The organism is Bradyrhizobium prioriisuperbiae, assembly GCF_032397745.1.
GTDB lineage: Bacteria > Pseudomonadota > Alphaproteobacteria > Rhizobiales > Xanthobacteraceae > Bradyrhizobium_A > Bradyrhizobium_A prioriisuperbiae.
On sequence record NZ_CP135921.1, the window covers coordinates 4,883,385 to 4,903,873 of the forward strand.

Consider the following 20,489-nt stretch of genomic DNA (forward strand, 5'->3'; position numbering starts at 1 on the left):
CGGGCTAGTCTGACGAGTCGGAACGTCAGGCATGAAGGAAAATTCCGTGAGGAAAAAATTGTGAGCGCACACGACTTGATTGTTGCGCTCGGCGACCAGCGCTATCGCGTCGAGCGTCCCTTTGGCGCCTGGCCGCAGAACACCGGCTTTGTTACCGACGTTGCGGTCGATCCGCGCGGGCATGTTTTCGTGATGCTGCGGCACGATCCGCTGGTGCATCCCAACGACCCGCGCGTGATCGAGCTTGCGCCCGACGGGACTTATCTCGGAGGCTGGGGCGGCGATCTGATTGCGGATTCCCACATGCTGACCACCGACGCCACAGGACGGATCCTCGCGGTCGACCGCGACATGCATGAGGTCATCATCTGCTCGCCGGCCGGCGAACGGATTGGTGGGTTGGGGCGGCGCGGCGTGCCGTTGTCTCCGTTCAACCATCCGACCGACGTGCATGTCTCGGCCTGGGGCGAGATCTATGTCTCGGACGGTTATGCCGCGAGCCGGGTGCATCGTTTCGATGCCGACGGCACCCTGATCGCATCCTGGGGCAGCCATGGCACCGGCGATGGTCAGTTCGGCTGGCCGCATGCGATCTGGACTTTCGCGGATGGCCGCGTGGTGGTGGTCGATCGCACTTTGAACCGCGTGCAGGTGTTCGACCGCGAGGGCCGGCACCTGGAGAATTGGGGCGAGTTCTACCAACCCGTCGCGATCTGGGGCGATGATGAGGGCTGCGCCTATGTCACCGACATGGTGCCGAACCTGCAAAAGATCGGCCCCAAGGGCGAGCGTCTTGGACGATGCCGGCCCATGCTCAATGGCGCGCACGGCATCTTCGGCACACCCGACGGCGACATCCTCCTGGCCGAGAGCAATCCCAGCCGGCTCACGCGGTTGCGGCTGCTGCGATAGGATTGCTACGCCGGCCCGCTTGGCAGATCCGCGACCCGCGTCAGCCACACCACCGGCACGATGCTGGCGGCAACGATCAGCAACGCCGCAAGCGATCCCTCCTCAAAGCTGCCGCGGCTGGCGTACTGGTAGATCGAGGTCGCCAGCGTCTCGACATTCAGCGGCCGCAGCAGCAGCGTCGCCGGCAGTTCCTTCAGGCAGTCGACGAACACCACGATGGCGGCGCCCCATAGCGCCGGATTGAGCAGCGGCAGGTGGATGCGGCGCACGGTGACCATCTGTCCGGCGCCGCTGACGCGGGCGCTGTCGTCATAGTCGGTGGGAATGCGCGCGAAGCCCGCCTGGATGAATCCGGTCGGCACCGCGAGAAAGCGGATCACATAGGCAATCACCACCGCGGCGCCGGAGCCGACCAGCACCAGACCTGGTGCAGGCAGGCCGGCGAGGCGCGCCAGTGCGTTGAGGCCGTGGTCGATGGCGAGCACCGGGGTCAGCAGACCCAACGCCAGCACCAGGCCGGGCAGCGCATAACCGGAGCGCGAGAGATTGATGCAGGCGCGCTCCAGCAGGCCAGGCCGCCAGCGGCCGGCGATCTGGATGGCAAACCCCAGTGCGATGGCGATGACGGTCGCCGCGACAGCGAACGCGATGGAGTTGAGCGCGTCGCGCATGACGGCGGCATCGAACTGCGCCAGCAGTCCGCGCCGCAGGCATTGATAGACCAGGAATGCGGCGGGGACGGCGAAGCCGACAAAGGGCGGCAGGGCGCACAGCGCATAGACCGCGGCGGCTTTGGCGCCGTGCAGCTGCCGGCGACGCAGCAGCGCCGGACTCTCGGCGGAGAGCGCATAGGCGCGGTCGCGGCGGCCGTAACGTTCGATCGCAATCAGCACCGCAACGATTGCAAGGATGAGGCAGGCGATCTGCGCCGCGCCCGCAAGGCTGCCGCGGTTGTGCCAGGTGGTGAACACCGCCACCGTCAGCGTCCGGATGCCGAGATAATCGCTGGCGCCGATGTCGTTCAAGGTTTCCAGCATCACCAGCGACACGCCGACGGCGAGCGCCGGGCGCGCCATCGGCAGCGATATCCGCCGAAAGATGCGCCAGCGTCCGGCGCCCAGGGTGCGCGCGGCCTCGAACACCTCGACGCTCTGCACCTGCAGCATCGCCCGCGCCGAGAGATAGACATAAGGGTACAGCACGACACCAAACACGAAGACGGCGCCGGGCAGGGAGCGCAGGTTCGGCAACCATTGAATCGCCTCCGCCGGCGTCATCCAGTGCGTGAGCAGGCGATGGACGATCCCGAGCGGCTCGACAATGTCGGCATAGACATAGGCGCCGATATAGGTCGGGATCGCGAGCGGCAGCGCCAGCAACCACAGCAAGTGGCTGCGGCCGGGGAAATCATAGGACGAGATCAGCCAGGCCGCGCCGGCGCCTGTGGCCAGCGCCGCGAGGCCGGTGCCGGCGAGCAACAGCGCCGTGTCCCACAGCGCCTGCGGCAGCACATAGGTCAGAAGATGCGGCCACAGCTCCGGGATAGGCTGCAGTGCCAGCAGCACGATGCCGGCGATCGGGCTTGCGACCGCGGCCGCTGTCGCGACCGCAAGCACCAGGATGACGGTTTCAATGCGCAGCGAAGGGCGCCGCGGCCGGCTGGCCGCGGGCATCGTCTCAGTTGTCAAAGCCGACCTTGTCGACGAGGTTGGCGGCCGCCTTGCGGCTTGCGGCGATCTTGGCGAGCGGCTGGGCATCCGCATTCAGCTTGCCGTAGCCGGCGATGGTCGGATTGATCGCGATGCCGCTGCGCACCGGATACTCGTAGTTGGCATCGGCATAGATCTGCTGCGCCTGCTCGCCCGCCAGCCAGTCGATCAGCTTCATGGCCTCGGCCTTGTGCGGTGCATGCCTGGCCAGCAGCACGCCGGAGAGATTGACGTGGGTGCCGCCACCGGCGAACGTCGGCAGGATCACCTTGGTGGCGTCGGCCCAGGCCTTCTTGTCGGTTTCCTTGTCGTTCATCAGCGCCCAGTAATAAGTGTTGCCGATGCCGATATCGCACTTGCCGGCGGCGACATCGCGCGCCGTTTCGCGGTCGCCACCAGAGGGTTTCTGCGCCAGGTTGGCCTTGACGCCGCGCAGCCATTCCTCGGCCTTGGCCTCGCCATGCCGCGCCACATAGGCTGCGAACAGCGCGTTGTTGTAGATGTGCTGGCCGGAGCGGATGCAGATCTTGCCCTTCCATTTGGGATCGGCGAGCTCCTCATAGGTGATGGCATCCTGCTTCACGCGCTCCTTGGAAGCGTAGATGACGCGGGCGCGCATCGAGATGCCGTGCCAGTGCTTGTCCGGATCACGATATTGCGCCGGCACCGTCTTCTCGATCACCGCGGAGTCGATCGGCTGGGAGACGCCGGCCTGCACCGCATCGTCGATGCGGCCGATGTCGACGGTGATCAGAACGTCGGCCGGCGAGTCCTTGCCCTCGGCCTTCATGCGCTGTTCCAGGCCCGAGCTTGCCGAGGTCACATTGACCTTGATGCCGCTCTCCTTGGTGAAGGCATCGAACAGCGGCTGCATCAGCTTGGTTTCGCGATAGGTGTAGACATTCACCTCCTGGGCCCGCGCCTGCGATCCCAGCGAGATCAGGAGGGCGGCCGATGCTGCGGCGGCTGTGCGAAACCGGTTCATGAGAGGCTCCAATACGCTTCGATATGATGTCTCAAGAGGATCGGCTCTGCGCGCGATCGGGGTCCGGTGTAGCCCATTCAACAGGCCCGGCCTCTGCGGCGAAATGGCCGCCAGACCATGATTTAGAATGATTCCAAAGACTTGCTGGGTTGGGGAGTTGTGGCGGTGCCAGCTCGCTGAAGTTGTCCCATGCACGGGCGATGTTTTGTCGGCTCCCTCCCCCACAAGGAGGGAGGGAACGATTCCGTGCGGTGTCGAGTCGATGTCGCTCAACGCGGCTCCAACTTTCGTCTTACGTCATCATCACCACGCGCTTGCGTCATGATGTGCCTGAAAGCTGCTCTGGCCCGTCCCTGATTTGCTTGTTACAAACCGTGCGTTGTCACTTCAACATACGCTGACCGCGCGCAAGTCGCGGCAGTTGGGGGAAACCAATGCTTTCACTTTTGAAGTCTGTCGCTTCGCGTCCCGCCTTCGTGCGTTCCGTTTCGCGCCGTGGCGCGGTCGGTCTGGTTGCGATGGGAGTTGCGGCCGTGCTGTCGGCAGGTGGCGCCGCGGCGCAGGATTATCCCACTCATCCGGTGCGCTGGGTGGTCGGTTATCCCGCGGGCGGAGCCACCGACATCCTGGCCCGCCTGATCGGGCAGCGGCTGTCGGAGCGGCTGGGCCAGCAGTTCGTGATCGAGAACAAGCCCGGCGCGGGCAACAACATCGGCACCGAAGCGGTGGTGAACGCGGAGCCGGATGGCTACACCATCCTGCTGGTCAATCCCGCCAATGCAATCAACGCCTCGCTCTATGCCAAGTTGAACTTCAATTTCATCCGCGACATCGCGCCGGTGGCCGGCATCGCGCGGGTGCCCAATGTGATGATCGTGCCGAATGATTTCCCGGCCAAGACGGTCGCCGAATTCATCGCCTATGCCAAGGCCAACCCCGGCAAGGTCAACATGGCCTCGTCGGGCAACGGAACTTCGATTCATCTCTCCGGTGAGTTGTTCAAGGCGATGACCGGGATCGAGATGCAGCACGTGCCGTATCGTGGTTCGGCGCCGGCGATCACCGATATGCTGGGCAACCGCGTGCAGGTGATGTTCGACAACATGCCGTCCGCGATCTCGCACATCAAGGCGGGCAGCCTGCGGGCGCTGGCGGTGACCACCACGGATCGCTCGTCCGAACTGCCCGACGTTCCGACCGTCGGTGCTACCGTCAAGGATTATGAGGCGAGTGCGTGGTTCGGCATCGGCATGCCGAAGAAGACGCCGAAGGCAATCATCGACAGGCTCAACAAGGAGGTCAACGCCATCCTTGCCGAGCCGGCGATGAAGACGCGCATTGCCGAACTCGGCGGCGTGATCCTGATTGGAACCCCGGACGATTTCGGCAAGATTGTCGCGGCCGAAACCGAGAAGTGGGAAAAGGTCGTCAAGTTCGCCGGCGCGAAGGTGGAGTAGCGGCGCGTCTTGGAACCGCGCACTGTTGCAGCCGGACAACGTCGGAATTGTTCCTGCTCTGGAACCGCTGATTCAGGATCAGTGATTCCCTGGGCTCTTGTTACGCTGGTGGTCCGGGGCAGGGGGAGCATCTCAGCACGGATCAATATTGATCCCGGAGGCCGTTGGACGATCGTTCGACGGCCTTTTTCACGACAAGCCGATTTCGCGTTCCACCAATTGCGGGAGAGATGCTGACGCTGATGAAACCTCAGCGGCGTGACGTGGTTGATGCGTTAGCCGTGGTTGCCTGCTTCGGGAGCCGGACGATGATCTCTAACGGTTTTGATCAAGCCGCCATCACCAATATGGGCATCGCGCTGGAGCGCGCTTGCCGCGATCTGCCCCTTGCTTCACGGACGCCAGGCGATCGCCAGTTCATCGCCAAGAGGATCCTTGCCTATGCGGGCCGTGGCAACACGCGGGTGGGGGATCTCACGGTGGTCGGCCGCGACGCCGCGGATGAGTTGCTGTCGCAATCCAGCGAGATCGCCTGAGACGCGATCCGCGTTCGGTCGCTTCCGTGGACGGACAGGCCGGAGTGCTTCTCGCTGCCGTAGCCGGCCGATGCGGTGTGTCATGCCGCGATGCGCCGCTCAAAGCCGGCGATCGCCTTGTTCGCCAGCCGCAGTGCATTGCGCTCGCCGTCCACGATCAGGCGCGAGATCTCCTCCGACAGCAGCAGATGGCAGCCGTCGGGATCGTCGATCCGGCCGGACTGGCTCAGATAATTCCACGCGATATTGTAGGATTCCTCCACAAGCCGGGCGGCGGAATCCGCATCGATGAGTGCGACGATCATGACGGGGCAACGCGGTTGCGTGTGGCGGTGTTCCCGCATCGCAGGCCGTTTTGGCCGCATACGCTTCGCGGTTCCCATCACCAGGAATGATGCGAATCTTTCGATGTCGTCGCAAAGATGATCGTCAAGGCGTGGTCGGCGCGTTCAAACCGTCGTCGTAGATCTTGATCCGCGGCAGCGCGACCTTGACCATGCTCTCGGTGGCGGCTTCCACGGCATCGACCACCGCGCTGCGGGTGTTGGCCTTGGCGCCGCCGGTGAATTTCGTGCTCACCATCTTCTCACCCTTCTTCTTGTCCTTGGTGAGCTCTCTGGGATAGTGCACGACGATGCCTTCCAGGTTGCATTGCAGATCAGCGCCGTCCGGCTTGACGCTGACCAGGGTGATGATGATCACATAACCCTTGAGGGCCTTCAGCGCCTTGGCGTCGGTCGGCTTGGTGCTGGTGAAGTCGTTGGACTTGCCGATCCCGGCCCGTATCGCCCGCTGGATCGCGGCTTCGGCTTTATCGGCATCGCCCTGCGCCAATGTCGCGACATAGATCTTGTTGTTGCGGTCGGAATTGTCGGTCTCGATGAAGATCGGCATGGGACCTCCTCGCGAGGCCCTGATTCAGACCCCTGGTCTTATGGGTCGTGCGGCTGCGTCCGCGGGTTCATCAGGTTCGAATGATGCGGGATCAGCGCGCCCGCAGCCGCAGACGGTCGGTTGCATGGCCCTCGATCAACACGCGCCGGTCGACCACTGCATGGTGAAACTGCTCCATCACAAGGCCGAACGCGGACAGGCCGCCGGCCTCGATCGCGCCGTCGTCGTAGCAGTCGAGCGTCTCGCGCAGGATCTCGTCCACCTCATGCTGCATCGCTGCGAGCTCCTCCACGCTGTCCGCCTGCCGCACCTTGGAGATCGCGTCCAGCAGTTTGTCGCGATGCTGCGTGTTGCGTTCGCGCTCCGCTCGCCGCCAGGTGTGGCGCAGCCAGGCGCCGGCCGAGCCGAAGCCCGACAGCAGCAGCACCGCGGCCCAGATGTAATCGCTGTACTTCTCCAGGAAGGTGCGTTCGGTGCCGTCGATGAAAGCGGCCGCGCCCGGGTGGGCCGGCAATGCGGCGTCCTTGTCGGTATCGGGCTTGGCGATTTTCGCAGCACTGGGCATGTCGCGCGCAAGCTGCGGCCGCACCGCGAACAACTGCCGGACAAAGCTGCCGACGGTGGTGTCCGACAGCGTGCTCGGCGCGATGATCAGGTGGTTGATGCCGACCGTCTCGATCTTGTCCCCGGGCCGCGCCGGCGAGGAGTTGAAGCTGCTGCCGGCGATCTCCTCGGATTCGTACAGCGGATGCCGCTGCGCGATCGCTTCCGACACATCGACGGGGAGAAAGCGCGGCTCGCCCCGGGCGCGCGCGGTGGCCGCAATCGCCTCCGTGACGACCTTGCTGTCCAGCGGGCCGACCGTCATGAACGCATCGATTTGCGGATTGCTTGCAAGCTCATTGATCTGGTCGGCGCCGAACTGAGTGATCTCGACCTTTTTGGGATCGACGCCGGACTCCGCGAGGATGACGCGAAGCAGAACGACATTGGCCTCCGAGCGCCCGATCACGCCGACACGGCGGCCTGCGAGGTCGGCGATCTCCTTGATCCTGTTTTTTGGCGCCGCCGACTTTCGCGCGCCGTCGGTGCGAACGCCGGGCGCCGACCACAGCACCACCAGATTGCGCCGCACGATGGCGACGGATTGCGCATCGGCCGGCATCGCGAGGTCGCCACGCGCCACCGCAAGATCGGCTTTGGAGGCCGTGAGTTGCGCGATGCTCTCCGCCGCGCCGCCGGTCGTGACCGGCACGAGGCGCACCGCGCTGCCGTCGCGCGTGAACGATTGCGCCAGCGCCTGGATCAGCTTGTGATCGTCACTGCCCGCGGGGCCGACGGCGATGCGCAACGCCACCGGCCGCAGCGCGATGAACAAGAGGCCGACGGCGACAGCGAACAACAATAGCCCGGCGGCGAGCGCCGGGAGCGCGGAGGTCTTGCCGTTGCGTCGCCGGGGCGGCAGGTCGGTCACGGGTGTCGCTGAACTGGAGCGGGTGCATTGCGCGGCGAGCCTATCCGAAAATGCCGGCGACCGGTACGGGTCTTCAGAACGACGGCGTCAAACCAGGCCGCCGAAATTGTGTCGCAACATGTCTTGTGTGACCGTTGTGCGACGGATGGCAGATCGTCGCATCGGGCATCGCGGGATACGGCGCGACGTTTGCGCTGCCCGCCGCCTGCGATCGGCGATGCCGCGGGGTGGAAAAATCCGCCGATTGCGATGTGCGGATCATCGCTGTCCCGGAACGAACCTCCGGGGAGCGCGAGCGGCTGCTCGCCGAGCGAAACCGCGAAGCATGACGCAAACGCGCCTCAGGTCTGCACGACGTCGCCGAACACGTTGCGGAGCGCCTTGGCTTCCTCGATGTCCTGGCAGAACATCGCGGTGGTCCTGAGCGATGCGCCGTCGGTCTTCAGGGCCCATTCGCCCTTGATGACGAACTTGTCGGCGGCGTCGCCGATCAGGCCGTACACCACCTCATGAGTGCGGAAGATGCACCGAACAACTTCGCCGGCGTTTTCGGCGTGCGCGATGCGATCTCTGTTGTCCTCTGCGGCTTTGCGAAGGTCGGTCATGTCAGTCCTGCCAAAAAGGCCCGAAGCCCAATGCTTGCGAGTTCAGGGGCATGCGAGTTCAGATCGAGGGGATGTTGTCGCCGCATCCCACGTGATCCTCGCCAGATACAGCAACGCCACGGCGCTGCAAGCCTGCCGGCCGGCGGCTCAGCTATGCAGAACGCTGCCTTGGCAAGTTCGCTTTTCTCGTTCCGTTCGGCTTGTGGAACAAACATCGCCTTGCGATCACAGATCGCGGAGAACGTCGTCCTGATCGATCGGTGTGCAGACCACGCGGCATGTGCCGCGCAGATGTCCACTGCCGGTTGCATCCGGCACAGCTCGCCATATCGGAAACGAAGCGATCGACGCCCCAGGGGCGCGGCATCATGAGGGAGAGAGTCCAGCCGCCGGCGCATCGTGCAGGCCGGGGCCGTTTCACCGGCTGAACCGAGCGGGGACTCAACTTTGGGTAGATCCGGCTCGCGTCAGATCCAGCCCCAGGCCATCAGCACCAGCGCCACGAGCAGACCGAGGCCGCCAAACAGCAGGAATGTTTGCAGCGTATCGTCCTCGTTGATAGCGGGCCACAAGGCGCGCTTGAATGCTCTAGCAACGGCAGCCACGGGGGTCTCCAGTCATTGATCTCCACAGGATACGTCCGCGCCGGCCGATAAAGGTTCAAACCTAAATCATTAAAGGCGTGGGGCCCGCAGGCCGCCGCGCGGCATTTACGTACCCTTTTGGGGCTGGGCGGGGAATTTCCAGCCATCTTCGTTTCTGATTATTGCTGAAAAGGTACGGCCCCCCCGGCGGGAACGGCGTTAGCATTTGGCTGATTTTCTCAAGCTTGGGGGAGCACATGAAGTCATTCCTGATTGGAAGTCTGGCGATTCTCGCACTCGCGGCTGGCGGGGCGGCGAACGCGGCCGATTTGCCGATGAAGGCCGTGCCGCTGCCGCCGCCCGTGCCGGTCTTCAGCTGGACCGGCTTCTACATCGGCGCCCATGTGGGCGGGCACTGGGGCGAGGACAAGCTTGCCGCCGAGCCGCTGAATCCCGCCGTGTTCGGAGGTCCGGCAACAACCGCAGAATTCCTTGCGATCACCTCGGGAAAACTGAAACCGCAGGGTTTCGCCGGCGGCGGCCAGATCGGCTATAACTGGCAGGTCAGCAATTGGGTGCTCGGCCTTGCGGCCGACGCCGCCTAGCTCGACGGCAAGGCGTCCCGCACCGTGCCCTTCACCGGCGCCGTCAACATCAACCCCGGCGACATCATGACCAACGCGACCAACGCCACGTGGTTGTCGACCGTGCGCGGCCGGGTCGGCATGACCTTCGACCGCCTGCTGGTCTACGCCACTGGCGGTGTCGCGTTCGGCGAGATCAAGACCACCGACACGTTCTGCGTGGGCGGCTGCCCGGCCACGCCGGACGTGTTCTCCTCGGTCAGCGCCAGCACCACGCGGGTCGGCTGGACCGCCGGCGCCGGCCTGGAATATGCGCTGAGCAGCAACTGGTCGGTGAAGGCCGAATATCTCCATGTCGATCTCGGCTCGTTCAACACCACCATCCCGGCCTGTGCGCTCTGCGTGGCCCAGAACCTCGCATCCGAAGTCGTGGTGCACCACAAATACACCGACAACATCGCGCGTTTCGGCGTCAACTACCGCTTCGGCGGGCCGGTGGTCGCGCGCTACTGACGTGATGTTTTAAGACCAATGGGGGCTGTGGACGCTCCGCGCACCGAGGGGACCGGTGTGCGGAGCGCTCTGCATTTGGGGGGCGAGGTAGGCGCTAGAATATAATGAGTTGATTCAACTCCGTCATCCTGAGGTGCGAGCCTTGCGGTGCACTTGCACCGCTGGGCGAGCCTCGAAGGATGGACGGCCCGGGCCGTCGTCCTTCGAGGGCCGCGCTGCGCACGGCCACCTCAGGATGACGGATTAGTTGATCGAACGATATCTCTCATAGCTACGCCGGCCGCATCAGCTTGAGATCCGCGGTGAGGCGAATGCTGCGTTTGCCGATCAGGGCGGCGGCTTCCAGCGTGGCGCCGTGCGGATCGAAGGTGCCGGAAAAGCCGATGCCGACCTCGTGGCCGCCGAACACAGGATGCGCCTCTTTCGCCGGCGTATGCTCCTGGTTGACGATGCCGCCTTTCCATTTGCCGCCGGCGCTGGTGTAGCTGCCGAGATAATAGAAGAACGCATCGCCGCCGAGGATGCAGCCGTCATGGAGCAGCATCACGCCCGTCAGCGCACCGTCCACGCCGTCGAGCGCCTTGAGATGGATGGAATAGAGACCGCTGACGAGCTTGTTGCCGACATCCGGAGCGCTCTGTGGCGAGGACGACGTGTCCGCGGCCGGCAATTCCTCATCGTCCAGCCGCGTCATCACCGATCGGAACACAGCGCCGGGCATCTGCGGCGAGCCGCCCTGGAAATGAAAGGCGTCGCCGACGGCGCGGCCGCGGGCGTTGATCTCGGCGATATCGGAGCCCAGGAGCGAGATGTGGTTGGGATCGAGGTTATGGCGATGGCTGGTGATGCGGGTAATCGTCTCGCCGCCGGCCTCGTGATAGCTGCCGTAGTGCGCGAAGCCGGAATTGCCGCCCAGCATCTGGCCGGCATGAACGTACATCACGCTGCGCCCGACGGCCGCGTCCACCGAAAACTCGACCTTGTAAAATCCCTCGCGCAACGACGGCTTGTCCCACCCAGCAGACGGCATCTTAAAGCATGATCCGGACAAGTGAATACCGGTTTTTCTTGCGACAAACGCGAGGCGTTTGCGCCGGGAATGTACGGCAGTATCGCAGGCACGCGTAGCGCAGGCACACGCCCGCCGTTTTTCGCGAAACAGGATCTCGGATATCAGGCCGTCAGCCGGTCCGCTCTCAAAACGAATCCGCCAGCGCAATCTCCGCCTTCAGCGCGGCGATGCGCACGTCGGCTTCGTCGCGGCTGAGGTTGGCGGCGAACTGCTTGGGCTGATAGGCCTCGATGCTCAGGCTGCGCAGGGTCGCGGCCTGGGTCCGTGTCATCGGCTGGGTGATCTGGTCGGGCAACGTGATTGCAATGCGCTCCATCGCAATCACGTTCATCGCAACGCTAGTCACCGCAACGCCATTCATCACAACACTGCTCATCACAACTCTCCGAAACCTGTGGTTTTCGCCGTTTCCGGGCCATCTCTGGCTTGCATTTTGTTCTCTATTTGTTCTTATATGGCATGGCGCTGGCTGAAGTCAAGACGGGCGGCGAGGCGTGTCCGGCTGCGCTGCAGTCTGGCGCCGCCACCATCCTGCATGCCGATCTCGACTGCTTTTATGCCTCGGTCGAGCAGCTCCTGAATCCGTCCCTGCGCGGCAAGCCGATCGCGGTTGGCGGCGGCGTGGTGCTGGCGGCTTCGGTGGAGGCGAAGGTGTTCGGGGTGCGCGGCGGCATGCCGGGCCGGCGGGCGCGCGAACTCTGCCCGCAGCTGATGTTTGTCGGCGGCAATTTCGGGGAGTACCAGCGGCTCGGCGATGCCGCCATCAAGATGCTCGGCGATTTCACCCCGCTGGTCGAACGCATCTCGATCGACGAGGCGTTTGCCGACGTCGCCGGCTGCACCCATCTGTTCGGTTCGCCCGGTGAGATCGCGCAGGCGATCCGCGCCCGCGTGCGCGCCGAGCTGGGCCTGCCGATTTCCGTCGGTGTGGCGCGCACCAAGCATCTCGCCAAGATCGCCTCGCAGGTCGCCAAGCCCGACGGCATGGTGGTGGTCGACCCCGGACACGAACTGGACTTCCTGCATCCGCTGCCGGTGGAGTTGATGTGGGGCGTCGGCCCGGCCACCCGCGCGCGGCTGGCGGAGCAGGGCGTGGTTACGATCGGACAATTGGCGCAGATGCCGGGACGCACCCTCGAGCGCCTGCTCGGTCCCGCCGCCGGCGAGAAGCTGGCCCGGCTGGCGTGGAACAGCGATCCGCGCAAGCTCGTGGTCCACAGGCGCAGTAGCTCTGCCGGCGCGCAGTCGGCGCTGGGACGGCGGCCCGCGCAGGCGCATGTGTTTACCCCGGTGCTGCGGCATCTGGCGGATCGCGTCGCCAGCCGGCTGCGTGCCAAGGCGCGGCCGGGCCGCACCGTCACCGTGCGCGTTCGTTTCGCCGACATGCGTGCGGTCAGTCGCTCCATCACCCTCGATGCGCCCATCTCATCAACCACAACGCTCGCTGAAATCAGCGAACAGCTGGTGCGCACGGTGCTGGCCGATCACCCGCAGGAGGCAACCATCTCGCTGCTGGCGATTTCCGTGTCCCATCTCGAGAGCCGGGCCGGCCTGCAACTCGAACTGCCGCTGGACCGCACGGGCGATGCCGGCCGTCCCGGCAGCCGCCGCGGTCTCGCGCGCTGGACCGCCGACCGCGCCATCGATGCCATCCGCGAGCGTTTCGGCTGGGAGGCGGTGGGCTATGGTTCGGTGGCGCTGGAGCTCAGCCGCTCGGTGCCCGACGGTTTTCGGGAGCTTGCGGAGAAGGAATTATAAGGGGCGGCGCTGCGGCGATCTGTCGAAGTAAAATCCAGCGGCGCTGCGGGAACCGCGGCCACATCAGCGGATTAAATCGCCATTCCCGCTGAGTGGAGGAGCCGCTCCATGATCACCGATTGTTTTGACGACGCGGTTGTCCTGAACATGAGCATCGCACTGGAGCGTGTCTGCCGCGATATTTCCATGGAGCTGCGCAAGCATGAGGATCGCCGCTTCGTCGCCGATCGTATCCTCGCCTGTGCGCACAGCGGCAAGACCAGGCTGGATGACTTCATCGCCGCAGGCCGCGCCGCCGTCGACGAGCTGTTTCCGCAGACCGGCCAGGCCGCCTGACGCGGGCGTCCCCAAACGGCAAGTGTGATGTCCTATTTGGCGGCAAGGGTGACGGCTTCAACCTTGTTACCGTCGGGATCGCGCGCGAACGCGCCGTCATGGTTGGCGTCGTACTCCTGCGCTTGCTTGCGTGTCTGCTGCCTGGCGGGTTCGGCGTTCGCAGATCACAGCAGGTTTCAAACCGAGAGGCGCGGTCCCTTCGGCCGCAGCAATCGCTTCATGTCGATGTACATCCGCAGCTGCGCGGCCTCGGCCAGAATTTTCTCCCGGCTTTGTCCCTGCGGCAGCGTGTCGGCGATGGTCAGCCGTTCGTCGATGATGCGCTCGATGTCCTCGTCGGTCATGCGATGCGTCAGCTTCCCAGCCGCACCGGCCACATCAGTCAGAATGTTCTGTGCCATTGGGTCTCCCGTCGTGCCGTGAGTGCCATGTCGAAGCGGCTCTGTCGGCGTCTTTGAAAAAGTCACGCGAAAAGGTCTTTTGAAAAGCTGTCTTTGAAAGGTGATTGTGGACGAAGCCTGGCAACTCACCTTGGAAAGACGCTCCAGCAACGCATCGGACCCCGCGTTGTTCCGTCTGCGCAGCGAAGCGGCGCGATCGGCGCAACCACCGAACACGCTAAATGAGTAGTTTGCTCATGACGCTCGCAAGCAAAAGCCCGGCACCAGGGCCGGGCTTCGCTTGGATGAGACTTTAGGTGGATGTGATCAGTGCTTAACCTGATCAGTATCTGGCCGATCAGTACCTGGCGACGACGGGGCCGCCGAAGCGATAGTTGATGCGGCCGGTGATGGTCGAGATTCGCAGATCGTCGCTGAAACGTTCGGTGCCGAAGGTGGTGCCCGTGGATGTCGTGTTGACACCGGAGAACGACTTGCTGCCGAAATCCATGTAGTTGTATTCGACCGCGACGCTCCAGTTGGTGGCGAAGCCGACTTCGACGCCGGCGCCGATCACGTAGCCGCTGCGCCAGGTTTCGTTGATGAGACGCGTGCCGAAGATGTCGAAGTTGGTGGTCTTCAGGTTGGCGCCGGCATAGCCGCCCTTGATGTAGGGCAGCCAGTTGTTGAAGGCGTAGCCGATGCGGCCGGTGACCGTGGCGAAGGTGTCGATCTTCGCGCGCACCAGGTCGGTGGTCGGGAAGAACAGACTGGTGTCGGTGCGCTTGAGGTCGGCGCCGTTGAACTGGCCTTCCAGGCCGAACACCCAGTTCGCGGCCTGCCAGTTGTAGCCCATCTGGCCGCCATACACGGCGCCCTGGGGCTTCAGGGTCTGGGTCGGGCCGAGCGGGTTCATGGTGCCGGAGGTCCAGAAGCCGCCGAAGCCCGGTATCAGATCCTCATGCTCCACGCGGCTCCAGCCATAACCGCCGTTGCCGCCGATATAGAAACCGGTCCAGTTGTAGATCGGATCGAGCACTGGCGGCGGAGCCTTGGTGTAGGGCCGCGCGGCGAGGTCGGCGGCACTGGCCGCGCCAGTTGAGATGGCCAAAGCGGCGGCGGTGATCAGAAACTTGCGCATGATGAAAACCCCATAAAAATTTTGAATCGAAATGATGCGGGAATTGCACCACGAGTCGGCCCGGAATGCTGTAACCGCCCCGCCACAGGCGCAGCAATGTTGAGACACAAACGCACTGCGGGTCTGCGCCCTTGGCCCCAGAGGCTGGAAAATAACTGCGGAATCAATATTATCGAAGATGTAGCGAAATCTTCACCACGCGACGATCAGTGCACTCTCGATCAATCGGACGAGCCGCAGGTGGTCGTGTCGAAGCGCGCTTTGGCGATTGCCGCGGAGCTGCCCTTTGGTCTCGAGCCTGAAGTTGGACATGCGGTAAGGGAGTGCGGATGCCGGGCCGGCGTGCGCCAAATGGTCGCTGTCGCGGAGCCCGGCAGTCACACTTTGACCATGTCCACAGACCCTAATCCCTGCGCGACGGGGCTGGGATGGGGAACCTGATCAATGCTCGGCAGTCTGTATTATGCGCGTCAGGCAAGGACGCTGCTCAAGATGGCGCGGGTCACCAAGGACCCGAAGCTGATCGCAACACTCATCAGCAAGGCTTCCGATCTCAGGGATCGCAGCGAAAATCCGCCGCTTGCGCCGGATCTCGAGCCGGATCCCAGCGAGTTGCAGGGCAGGGCTTAAAGCTCATCGTTCCGGTTGACTGCTGGAGTGGGCCGGGGGCACGGGCCGCGGGTCGGCGCATGCGCTCCTGCGCCACTGGCAGCGATCGTCGAGGGGATCGGCGTCGCGTGGCGCGGGCGAGGGATAGATCCACTGCGCCAGCACATACAGCGCCACCAGGAACACCGCCGCGATCACCAGACCGGCGGCGATCGCCTTGTAGGCTTCCCTGTCGAAATCATCGATTTGCATCGGCTGTGGGCGTCGCGCGGCGAATGAGGAGCTCTGGGATTAGGTCTGCGCAGCCGTCCCCATCGTTCAAATCGCAGTGCTGATGCGCCGACGCTCATCGCTGCAGCCCGATGTTCGCTGGCAATTGCAGGTCGATGCGCGGCGTGGTCGGCTCCAGCTCCGGCCGGGATTTGCCGCCCAGGAAATTGGCCCGGTCGCGATTGCTGAAGCCCTGATTGACGACGCTTTGGTCCGTGCGCTCATACTCGCTGTGCGAGCGATAGCCTCGCTCGCGGTCCGGCCCGAAGCGTCGCTCCAGCGGCTCCGCGGCAAGGGGCGCCGCGGCCATCGTCATGAGGATGGAAACCATCAGCAGCCACACTGGCATCCGCTGTTCCTCCATGGACCGCGGCGCACATTCGCGCGCGCCGGACATGCGCGCGCATGCGTGACAGTATAGCAGGAGGGAGCAGCAGGAGGAACGACATCGGTCGGTACTCAACCGCGAACCTGTGTGCCGGCGATCGTTGTCATCCGCTGCGTGGGTGAATCCAATGCGTCCGTCGGTGGCAGGTTCTGAAGGGGCGGGGTTGAAAACAGCGGTCGGGCACATCGCGGCGGCGACAGCCCACGCTGCGCCGCGACAATTCATCCCGGCGCTGCCGTCTGGGCGGCCCAGAATTTGGCTTTCTCGGCGGCGGCCTTTTGCATAGGCTCGCGAGCGGAACCCGGCCGAAAGCGCAACGACGCCAAAAAATACGGCACGGGCAGGGAGGAAGCGATGAAGCGACGATCCGTGCTTGCCGGACTCGGGGCCGCTGCGGCTGCCGGCACATTTGGTAACTTGGCAATCCCCTCGATCCTGAGAGCCCAGACCCCCATCACGTTGAACGGCGCCGTGCAGTTCAACGACGATCATGCCTTCACCAGGTCGCTGCTCAAGTTCGAAGAACTGGTGAAAAAATACTACGCCAAGCCGATCTCGTTCACGCTGCACAAGAACTCGTCCCTCGGCCTCGAGAAGCAGTATTTCGAGTACATGTCGCAGGGCAAGGCGGTGGATTACGGCATCGTCTCGCCGGCCCACATGTCGACCTTCGCCAAGGCCGCGCCCTTCATCGACGCGCCCTTCGTGTTCAAGGGCATCGCGCACATGAACAAGGTGGTGACGCAAAACATCCTGGCGCCGATCGCCGACGAGGTCGCGGCCAAGGCGGACGTCGTGCTGGTCGGCTATGCGGGGGGCGGCGTGCGCAACATCTTTGCCAACAAGCCGCTCAAGACGCTCGCCGATCTCAAGGGCCTCAAGGTGCGGGTGCAGGGCGCGCCGATCTGGTCCAAGACGTTCGCCGCCGTCGGCATGAGTCCGACCGTGATTGCCTACAACGAAGTCTACAACGCCATCCAGAACGGCGTGATCGCGGCCGGCGAAAACGAGGCCGCCGGCGTCGAGGCGATGAAGTTCTACGAAGTCGCACCGCACCTCAATCTGACCGAGCATGCGGTGTCGATCCGCCCGATCTGTTTTGCGGTGAAGACGCTGAAGACCCTGCCCAAGGACCTGCAGGACGCCATCATGAAGGCGGGCAAGGAGGCCGGCGATTTCGGCCGCCAGCTGGAGTCGAGCGAAGAGGTCACCAAGCTCGATGCGCTGGAAAAGGCCGGCAAGCTCAAACGCGTGCCGTTCGCGGACCGCGACGCCATGAAGAAGCTCGCCGATCCGGTGATGGCCACCTACGCCAGGGAGATCGGTGCGGAGGGGATTTTCGAGAAGATCAATGTGGCGTGAATCGTTTTCGGAAAGTTGCCCGTAACGGGGCGAAATTTTGTGCGGCTCCCTCCCCCCTTGTGGGGCTCTCGTATGCACACATCTTGCCAGATGATTTGATCACTGATTCCGTGGGTTGTTCGATGATTCACGGAGCGTTCGATGTCTGGACTGGAATTTGGCCTGGGGCGGTTCGGCGACCTGCGGCTGGAAAAAGGGGGGCGCGTTTGCACGCGGCGCTGGTCGACCGACCGGGGTCGTGCATCCGCCGGCTGGGCGGGACGCGGGCCGGCGAGATGCAGTTTACGCGCTTTCTTCGCAATGGGTCGGTGACGGCGACAGCGATGGCTGAGCACGCGGCGGAGCGGACGGCGGCGCGAGTTGCAGGGCGCGATGTTTTGGTCGTGCAGGATACGAGCGAGCTTGCGTTGGGAGGTCGTCGTGCCAAGGCCAATGGCTACGGTCCGGTGGGAAAAGGCGGGGCGCTGCGTGGGCTGTTGCTGCACGCGGTTTTAGCGGTGGATGCCGGTACCGGTGCGGTGTTGGGCCTCGTCGATGCGCCGGTGAGGAACCGCAGCGGCGGCAAGGTCAAATCCCGCCGATCGCGGACGACGGCGCAGAAGGAATCGCAGCGCTGGCTCGATGGGACGGCGCGTGCCGGTGGTGCTGGCAGCGGCGCGGAGCATCACTGGCGTATCGGATCGGGAAAGCGACATCTACGAGCACTTCGTGCAATGTCCGGCCAACATGCATCTGATCGTGCGGGCGTGCCAGAATCGACGGATTGAAGCCGACGATGAGGAGCAGACGAGGCTGCTGTTCGCGCACGTTGACAGCCTGCCCGAACAAGGCCGCTTTAGCGTTGAAATCCCGGCGGCTCCGGGACGGCGCGGCGCGCACGGGCGAACTGGCTGTCCGCTTTGGCCGCGTCGAGTTGCGCAGGCCGCTGCATGGCGCCTCTGATCTGCCGCCCGCGACCACGGTGAGCGTTGTCGATGTCCGCGAAACCTCGGCAACTGAGGGCGAAAAGCCGATCCATTGGCGGTTGCTGACGACGCACACGGTCAGGAGCCTTGCCGATGCGCAAAGGATCGTCGGCCTCTATCGGATGCGCTGGGTCATTGAAGAATACTTCCACACCATCAAGACCGCAGGCTTCAGCATCGAACAGGCCGATATCGCCGACCCCGAAGTCATGATCAAGCTGGTCGCGGCCATCGCCATCGCGGCAGTCACGGTGATGCAACTTGTCAAAGCTCGCGACGGTACCACCGATCAAAGCCTGCTCGAGGCCTTCGAACCAGCCGATCAACCAATCCTGGAGGCCGTCTCGGCCCGCCTGGAAGGCAAAACCGCACGCCAACAGAACCCGCATCCGAAGGGATCGCTCGCCTTCGCCGCATGGGTCATCGCTCGTCTCGGCGGCTGGACCGGTTACTATGATAAACCTGGTCCAAAAACCATGCGTCGGGGTCTCGACGACTTCCAGCGCATCAAATACGGCACCACCTTGAGGCTCCAAGATGTGTGAATCGGAGAGCCTTGTGGGGGAGGGCTGGGGAGGGGGGTATGCCCAGCATTCAGCGATGAGAGGTGGCGTGACGTCGTCGACTCAGTCGCGCTGCGGTTTTGTTGGTCCGACCGGGTCGATTCCTGACATTTTGGACCGGGCTGATGCCTGACAGTATTCGGTCATTGTTTTGCTGTCGCTGCCGTTTTCTGCTGAACGCGGAACCGGGCGCGCGGGGGAGCAAAGCGGAGGAAACGGTGGTCACGATCGATCACCCCCAGATCCCGGTCGCAGAAGCGCAGGATGTGGCCGCCGGTGTCGCGTTCGGCGAGACCAACGAGTTCGCCTGCAAGCGCTTCACCGACGAACACGAGCTCGCCGCGCCATTTGATTTCGCCGGAGGAACGCACACGGCGGACCTCATGATAAGCATCGTACCAGGGGTCATGGAGATGGCTCGGCAGGGCGCGCGACGGCGACTGCCAGAGCTTGGCGGGCGGCGCTTGATCGAGAGCCTCGTGCGGCCGCTCCTGGTTGAAGTGGTGGCGGAAGACGTCGAACCGGCGCTGCTGCTCGGCAGCCGTTGCCGCCGGCGGTTTCGAGGTCTCAGCCTTCAGAGTGCGGTGCATGCGCTCGTGCCGGGCGTTGTCCTGCGGACTCGCCGGCGGGATGTAGTGCGGCTCGATGCCGAGCTTGAGCCACCACACCGAGAGTGCCGAAAGGCCGCCCGCCCCGTGGATCCGAACGGTGTACCGTTATCGGAGCGGATCGCATCGGAAGGCCAATGTCCGCGAAAACGCGTTCCAGCGCGCCTTTAACGCCAGCCCAGGTCGGATCGACGATGCGGACCTCGACAAGAAAGCGGCTCGCAGCATCCGTGATGGTGAGCGGATCGCAGCGTGTCCCGTCGCGGGTTCGAAACCAGCCCTTAAAGTCGATCGACCATTCCTCATTGGGGACGCTTGCCGGCGCCACCACCTCGCCCTGTGCAATCGCTCGACGTCGGCGACGGCGTGTCTCGACCAAGCCTTCCCGCTTCAGGATGTCGCCGATCGTCGACGCCGCAGGCCAGTCGATCTCGGGCCGCCCGCGCTCAAGCCATGCCTTGACCTTCTTCGGGCCGAAATGCGGGAACCGTCGCCGTGTCGCGATGAGGCAGTCGGCCAGTTGGCTAGCCGTCGCATGCGGACAGCTCTCCACCGCGTGGCTTCTCTCCTCGAACCAGTGCGGCTCCCCGCTCGCGCGGCGGCGCTTCCACACGTAGAAGGTCTCCCGGCTGATGCCATACCGCGCGCACAGCTCCGTCACCGAAAATGCTCCCGTCTCGTACTCCCGAAACAACGCGATACGCTCCTCCATAGGACTGCTCTCCCTGAAAGGCATCGCCTGATCCTCCATCGAATCAGACGAAGCTTGCCTGTCAGGAATCAA

The 20,489-nt window shown here is 64.1% G+C and carries 26 protein-coding genes; 11 read left to right on the forward strand and 15 right to left on the reverse strand.

Features of this window, described 5'->3' with window-relative positions:
- Positions 1–60 precede the first annotated feature (60 nt).
- Positions 61–912: an NHL repeat-containing protein gene (locus RS897_RS23070; RefSeq protein WP_315831036.1), complete on the forward strand. Its 852-nt coding sequence runs from the start codon at positions 61–63 to the stop codon at positions 910–912.
- 5 nt (positions 913–917) lie between these two features.
- On the opposite strand, the gene RS897_RS23075 is transcribed toward RS897_RS23070, so the two are convergent.
- Together RS897_RS23075 and RS897_RS23080 are read right to left on the reverse strand one after the other, a co-directional pair.
- Positions 918–2,585 (reverse strand): ABC transporter permease, encoded by a 1,668-nt coding sequence (locus RS897_RS23075; RefSeq protein ID WP_315831037.1) that lies wholly within the window; start codon positions 2,583–2,585, stop codon positions 918–920.
- A gap of 4 nt (positions 2,586–2,589) precedes the next feature.
- On the reverse strand, positions 2,590–3,606 hold the full coding sequence (locus tag RS897_RS23080) for an extracellular solute-binding protein (RefSeq protein ID WP_315831038.1): 1,017 nt from the start codon (positions 3,604–3,606) through the stop codon (positions 2,590–2,592).
- A gap of 434 nt (positions 3,607–4,040) precedes the next feature.
- On the opposite strand from RS897_RS23080, the gene RS897_RS23085 reads away from it, so the two are divergent.
- Positions 4,041–5,063 carry a Bug family tripartite tricarboxylate transporter substrate binding protein gene (locus RS897_RS23085; RefSeq protein WP_315831039.1) on the forward strand — a complete coding sequence of 341 codons (1,023 nt, stop codon included), beginning with the start codon at positions 4,041–4,043 and terminating at the stop codon, positions 5,061–5,063.
- A 164-nt stretch (positions 5,064–5,227) separates the two neighbouring features.
- Entirely contained in the window at positions 5,228–5,599 is a 372-nt protein-coding gene (locus RS897_RS23090) for a hypothetical protein (protein ID WP_315831040.1), read from the forward strand.
- A gap of 80 nt (positions 5,600–5,679) precedes the next feature.
- Here the strand turns inward: RS897_RS23090 and RS897_RS23095 are convergent, their stop codons facing one another.
- From RS897_RS23095 to RS897_RS23115, 5 genes are all read right to left on the reverse strand, one after another.
- Positions 5,680–5,904 (reverse strand): hypothetical protein, encoded by a 225-nt coding sequence (locus RS897_RS23095; RefSeq protein WP_315831041.1) that lies wholly within the window; start codon positions 5,902–5,904, stop codon positions 5,680–5,682.
- A gap of 124 nt (positions 5,905–6,028) precedes the next feature.
- Complete coding sequence (locus tag RS897_RS23100; RefSeq protein WP_315831042.1) at positions 6,029–6,493, reverse strand: hypothetical protein; 465 nt, start codon at positions 6,491–6,493, stop codon at positions 6,029–6,031.
- A gap of 91 nt (positions 6,494–6,584) precedes the next feature.
- On the reverse strand, positions 6,585–7,967 hold the full coding sequence (locus tag RS897_RS23105) for a TAXI family TRAP transporter solute-binding subunit (RefSeq protein WP_315831043.1): 1,383 nt from the start codon (positions 7,965–7,967) through the stop codon (positions 6,585–6,587).
- Between the two features lie 341 nt (positions 7,968–8,308).
- Positions 8,309–8,572, reverse strand: a complete 264-nt coding sequence (locus tag RS897_RS23110; protein ID WP_315831044.1) for a hypothetical protein — start codon at positions 8,570–8,572, stop codon at positions 8,309–8,311.
- 467 nt (positions 8,573–9,039) lie between these two features.
- On the reverse strand, positions 9,040–9,177 hold the full coding sequence (locus RS897_RS23115) for a hypothetical protein (protein ID WP_315831045.1): 138 nt from the start codon (positions 9,175–9,177) through the stop codon (positions 9,040–9,042).
- 236 nt (positions 9,178–9,413) lie between these two features.
- On the opposite strand from RS897_RS23115, the gene RS897_RS23120 reads away from it, so the two are divergent.
- Both RS897_RS23120 and RS897_RS23125 read left to right on the forward strand, forming a co-directional pair.
- Positions 9,414–9,761 (forward strand): hypothetical protein, encoded by a 348-nt coding sequence (locus tag RS897_RS23120; RefSeq protein ID WP_315831046.1) that lies wholly within the window; start codon positions 9,414–9,416, stop codon positions 9,759–9,761.
- Positions 9,762–9,785: 24 nt separating this feature from the next.
- A complete protein-coding gene (locus tag RS897_RS23125; RefSeq protein ID WP_315831047.1) occupies positions 9,786–10,253 on the forward strand; it encodes an outer membrane protein in 468 nt (155 codons plus the stop codon).
- Between the two features lie 271 nt (positions 10,254–10,524).
- On the opposite strand, the gene RS897_RS23130 is transcribed toward RS897_RS23125, so the two are convergent.
- On the reverse strand, positions 10,525–11,253 hold the full coding sequence (locus RS897_RS23130; protein WP_315838720.1) for a GrlR family regulatory protein: 729 nt from the start codon (positions 11,251–11,253) through the stop codon (positions 10,525–10,527).
- Positions 11,254–11,449: 196 nt separating this feature from the next.
- On the reverse strand, positions 11,450–11,701 hold the full coding sequence (locus tag RS897_RS23135) for a DUF3072 domain-containing protein (protein ID WP_315831048.1): 252 nt from the start codon (positions 11,699–11,701) through the stop codon (positions 11,450–11,452).
- 83 nt (positions 11,702–11,784) lie between these two features.
- Between RS897_RS23135 and dinB the strand changes: the two genes are divergently transcribed.
- Both dinB and RS897_RS23145 read left to right on the forward strand, forming a co-directional pair.
- Positions 11,785–13,083 carry a DNA polymerase IV gene (dinB, locus tag RS897_RS23140; RefSeq protein ID WP_315831049.1) on the forward strand — a complete coding sequence of 433 codons (1,299 nt, stop codon included), beginning with the start codon at positions 11,785–11,787 and terminating at the stop codon, positions 13,081–13,083.
- A gap of 108 nt (positions 13,084–13,191) precedes the next feature.
- Complete coding sequence (locus RS897_RS23145; protein ID WP_315831050.1) at positions 13,192–13,419, forward strand: hypothetical protein; 228 nt, start codon at positions 13,192–13,194, stop codon at positions 13,417–13,419.
- Between the two features lie 176 nt (positions 13,420–13,595).
- Here the strand turns inward: RS897_RS23145 and RS897_RS23150 are convergent, their stop codons facing one another.
- The gene (locus RS897_RS23150) at positions 13,596–13,820 is read right to left on the reverse strand and encodes a hypothetical protein (RefSeq protein WP_315831051.1); all 225 of its coding nucleotides are present in this window, start codon (positions 13,818–13,820) and stop codon (positions 13,596–13,598) included.
- Positions 13,821–14,157: 337 nt separating this feature from the next.
- Positions 14,158–14,940, reverse strand: coding sequence for an outer membrane protein (locus RS897_RS23155; RefSeq protein WP_315831052.1), 783 nt, complete (start codon positions 14,938–14,940; stop codon positions 14,158–14,160).
- 444 nt (positions 14,941–15,384) lie between these two features.
- Here RS897_RS23155 and RS897_RS23160 point away from each other — a divergent pair, with 444 nt between their 5' ends.
- Positions 15,385–15,570, forward strand: a complete 186-nt coding sequence (locus RS897_RS23160) for a hypothetical protein (protein WP_315831053.1) — start codon at positions 15,385–15,387, stop codon at positions 15,568–15,570.
- Between the two features lie 3 nt (positions 15,571–15,573).
- Here the strand turns inward: RS897_RS23160 and RS897_RS23165 are convergent, their stop codons facing one another.
- The gene (locus tag RS897_RS23165) at positions 15,574–15,801 is read right to left on the reverse strand and encodes a hypothetical protein (RefSeq protein WP_315831054.1); all 228 of its coding nucleotides are present in this window, start codon (positions 15,799–15,801) and stop codon (positions 15,574–15,576) included.
- 94 nt (positions 15,802–15,895) lie between these two features.
- Complete coding sequence (locus tag RS897_RS23170) at positions 15,896–16,216, reverse strand: hypothetical protein (protein ID WP_315831055.1); 321 nt, start codon at positions 16,214–16,216, stop codon at positions 15,896–15,898.
- Between the two features lie 345 nt (positions 16,217–16,561).
- On the opposite strand from RS897_RS23170, the gene RS897_RS23175 reads away from it, so the two are divergent.
- From RS897_RS23175 to RS897_RS23185, 3 genes are all read left to right on the forward strand, one after another.
- Positions 16,562–17,569 carry a TRAP transporter substrate-binding protein gene (locus RS897_RS23175; RefSeq protein ID WP_315831056.1) on the forward strand — a complete coding sequence of 336 codons (1,008 nt, stop codon included), beginning with the start codon at positions 16,562–16,564 and terminating at the stop codon, positions 17,567–17,569.
- 323 nt (positions 17,570–17,892) lie between these two features.
- Positions 17,893–18,336: a hypothetical protein gene (locus RS897_RS23180; RefSeq protein WP_315831057.1), complete on the forward strand. Its 444-nt coding sequence runs from the start codon at positions 17,893–17,895 to the stop codon at positions 18,334–18,336.
- Positions 18,333–19,079 (forward strand): transposase, encoded by a 747-nt coding sequence (locus RS897_RS23185; protein ID WP_315831058.1) that lies wholly within the window; start codon positions 18,333–18,335, stop codon positions 19,077–19,079. Before RS897_RS23180 ends, RS897_RS23185 begins: the two co-directional genes overlap by 4 nt.
- Before the next feature lie 161 nt (positions 19,080–19,240).
- Here RS897_RS23185 and RS897_RS23190 read toward each other — a convergent pair whose 3' ends face one another.
- Entirely contained in the window at positions 19,241–19,687 is a 447-nt protein-coding gene (locus tag RS897_RS23190) for an integrase core domain-containing protein (protein WP_315831059.1), read from the reverse strand.
- Positions 19,665–20,417, reverse strand: a complete 753-nt coding sequence (locus RS897_RS23195) for a helix-turn-helix domain-containing protein (protein ID WP_315831060.1) — start codon at positions 20,415–20,417, stop codon at positions 19,665–19,667. The genes RS897_RS23190 and RS897_RS23195 overlap by 23 nt, the downstream gene beginning before the upstream one ends.
- Positions 20,418–20,489 lie beyond the last annotated feature (72 nt).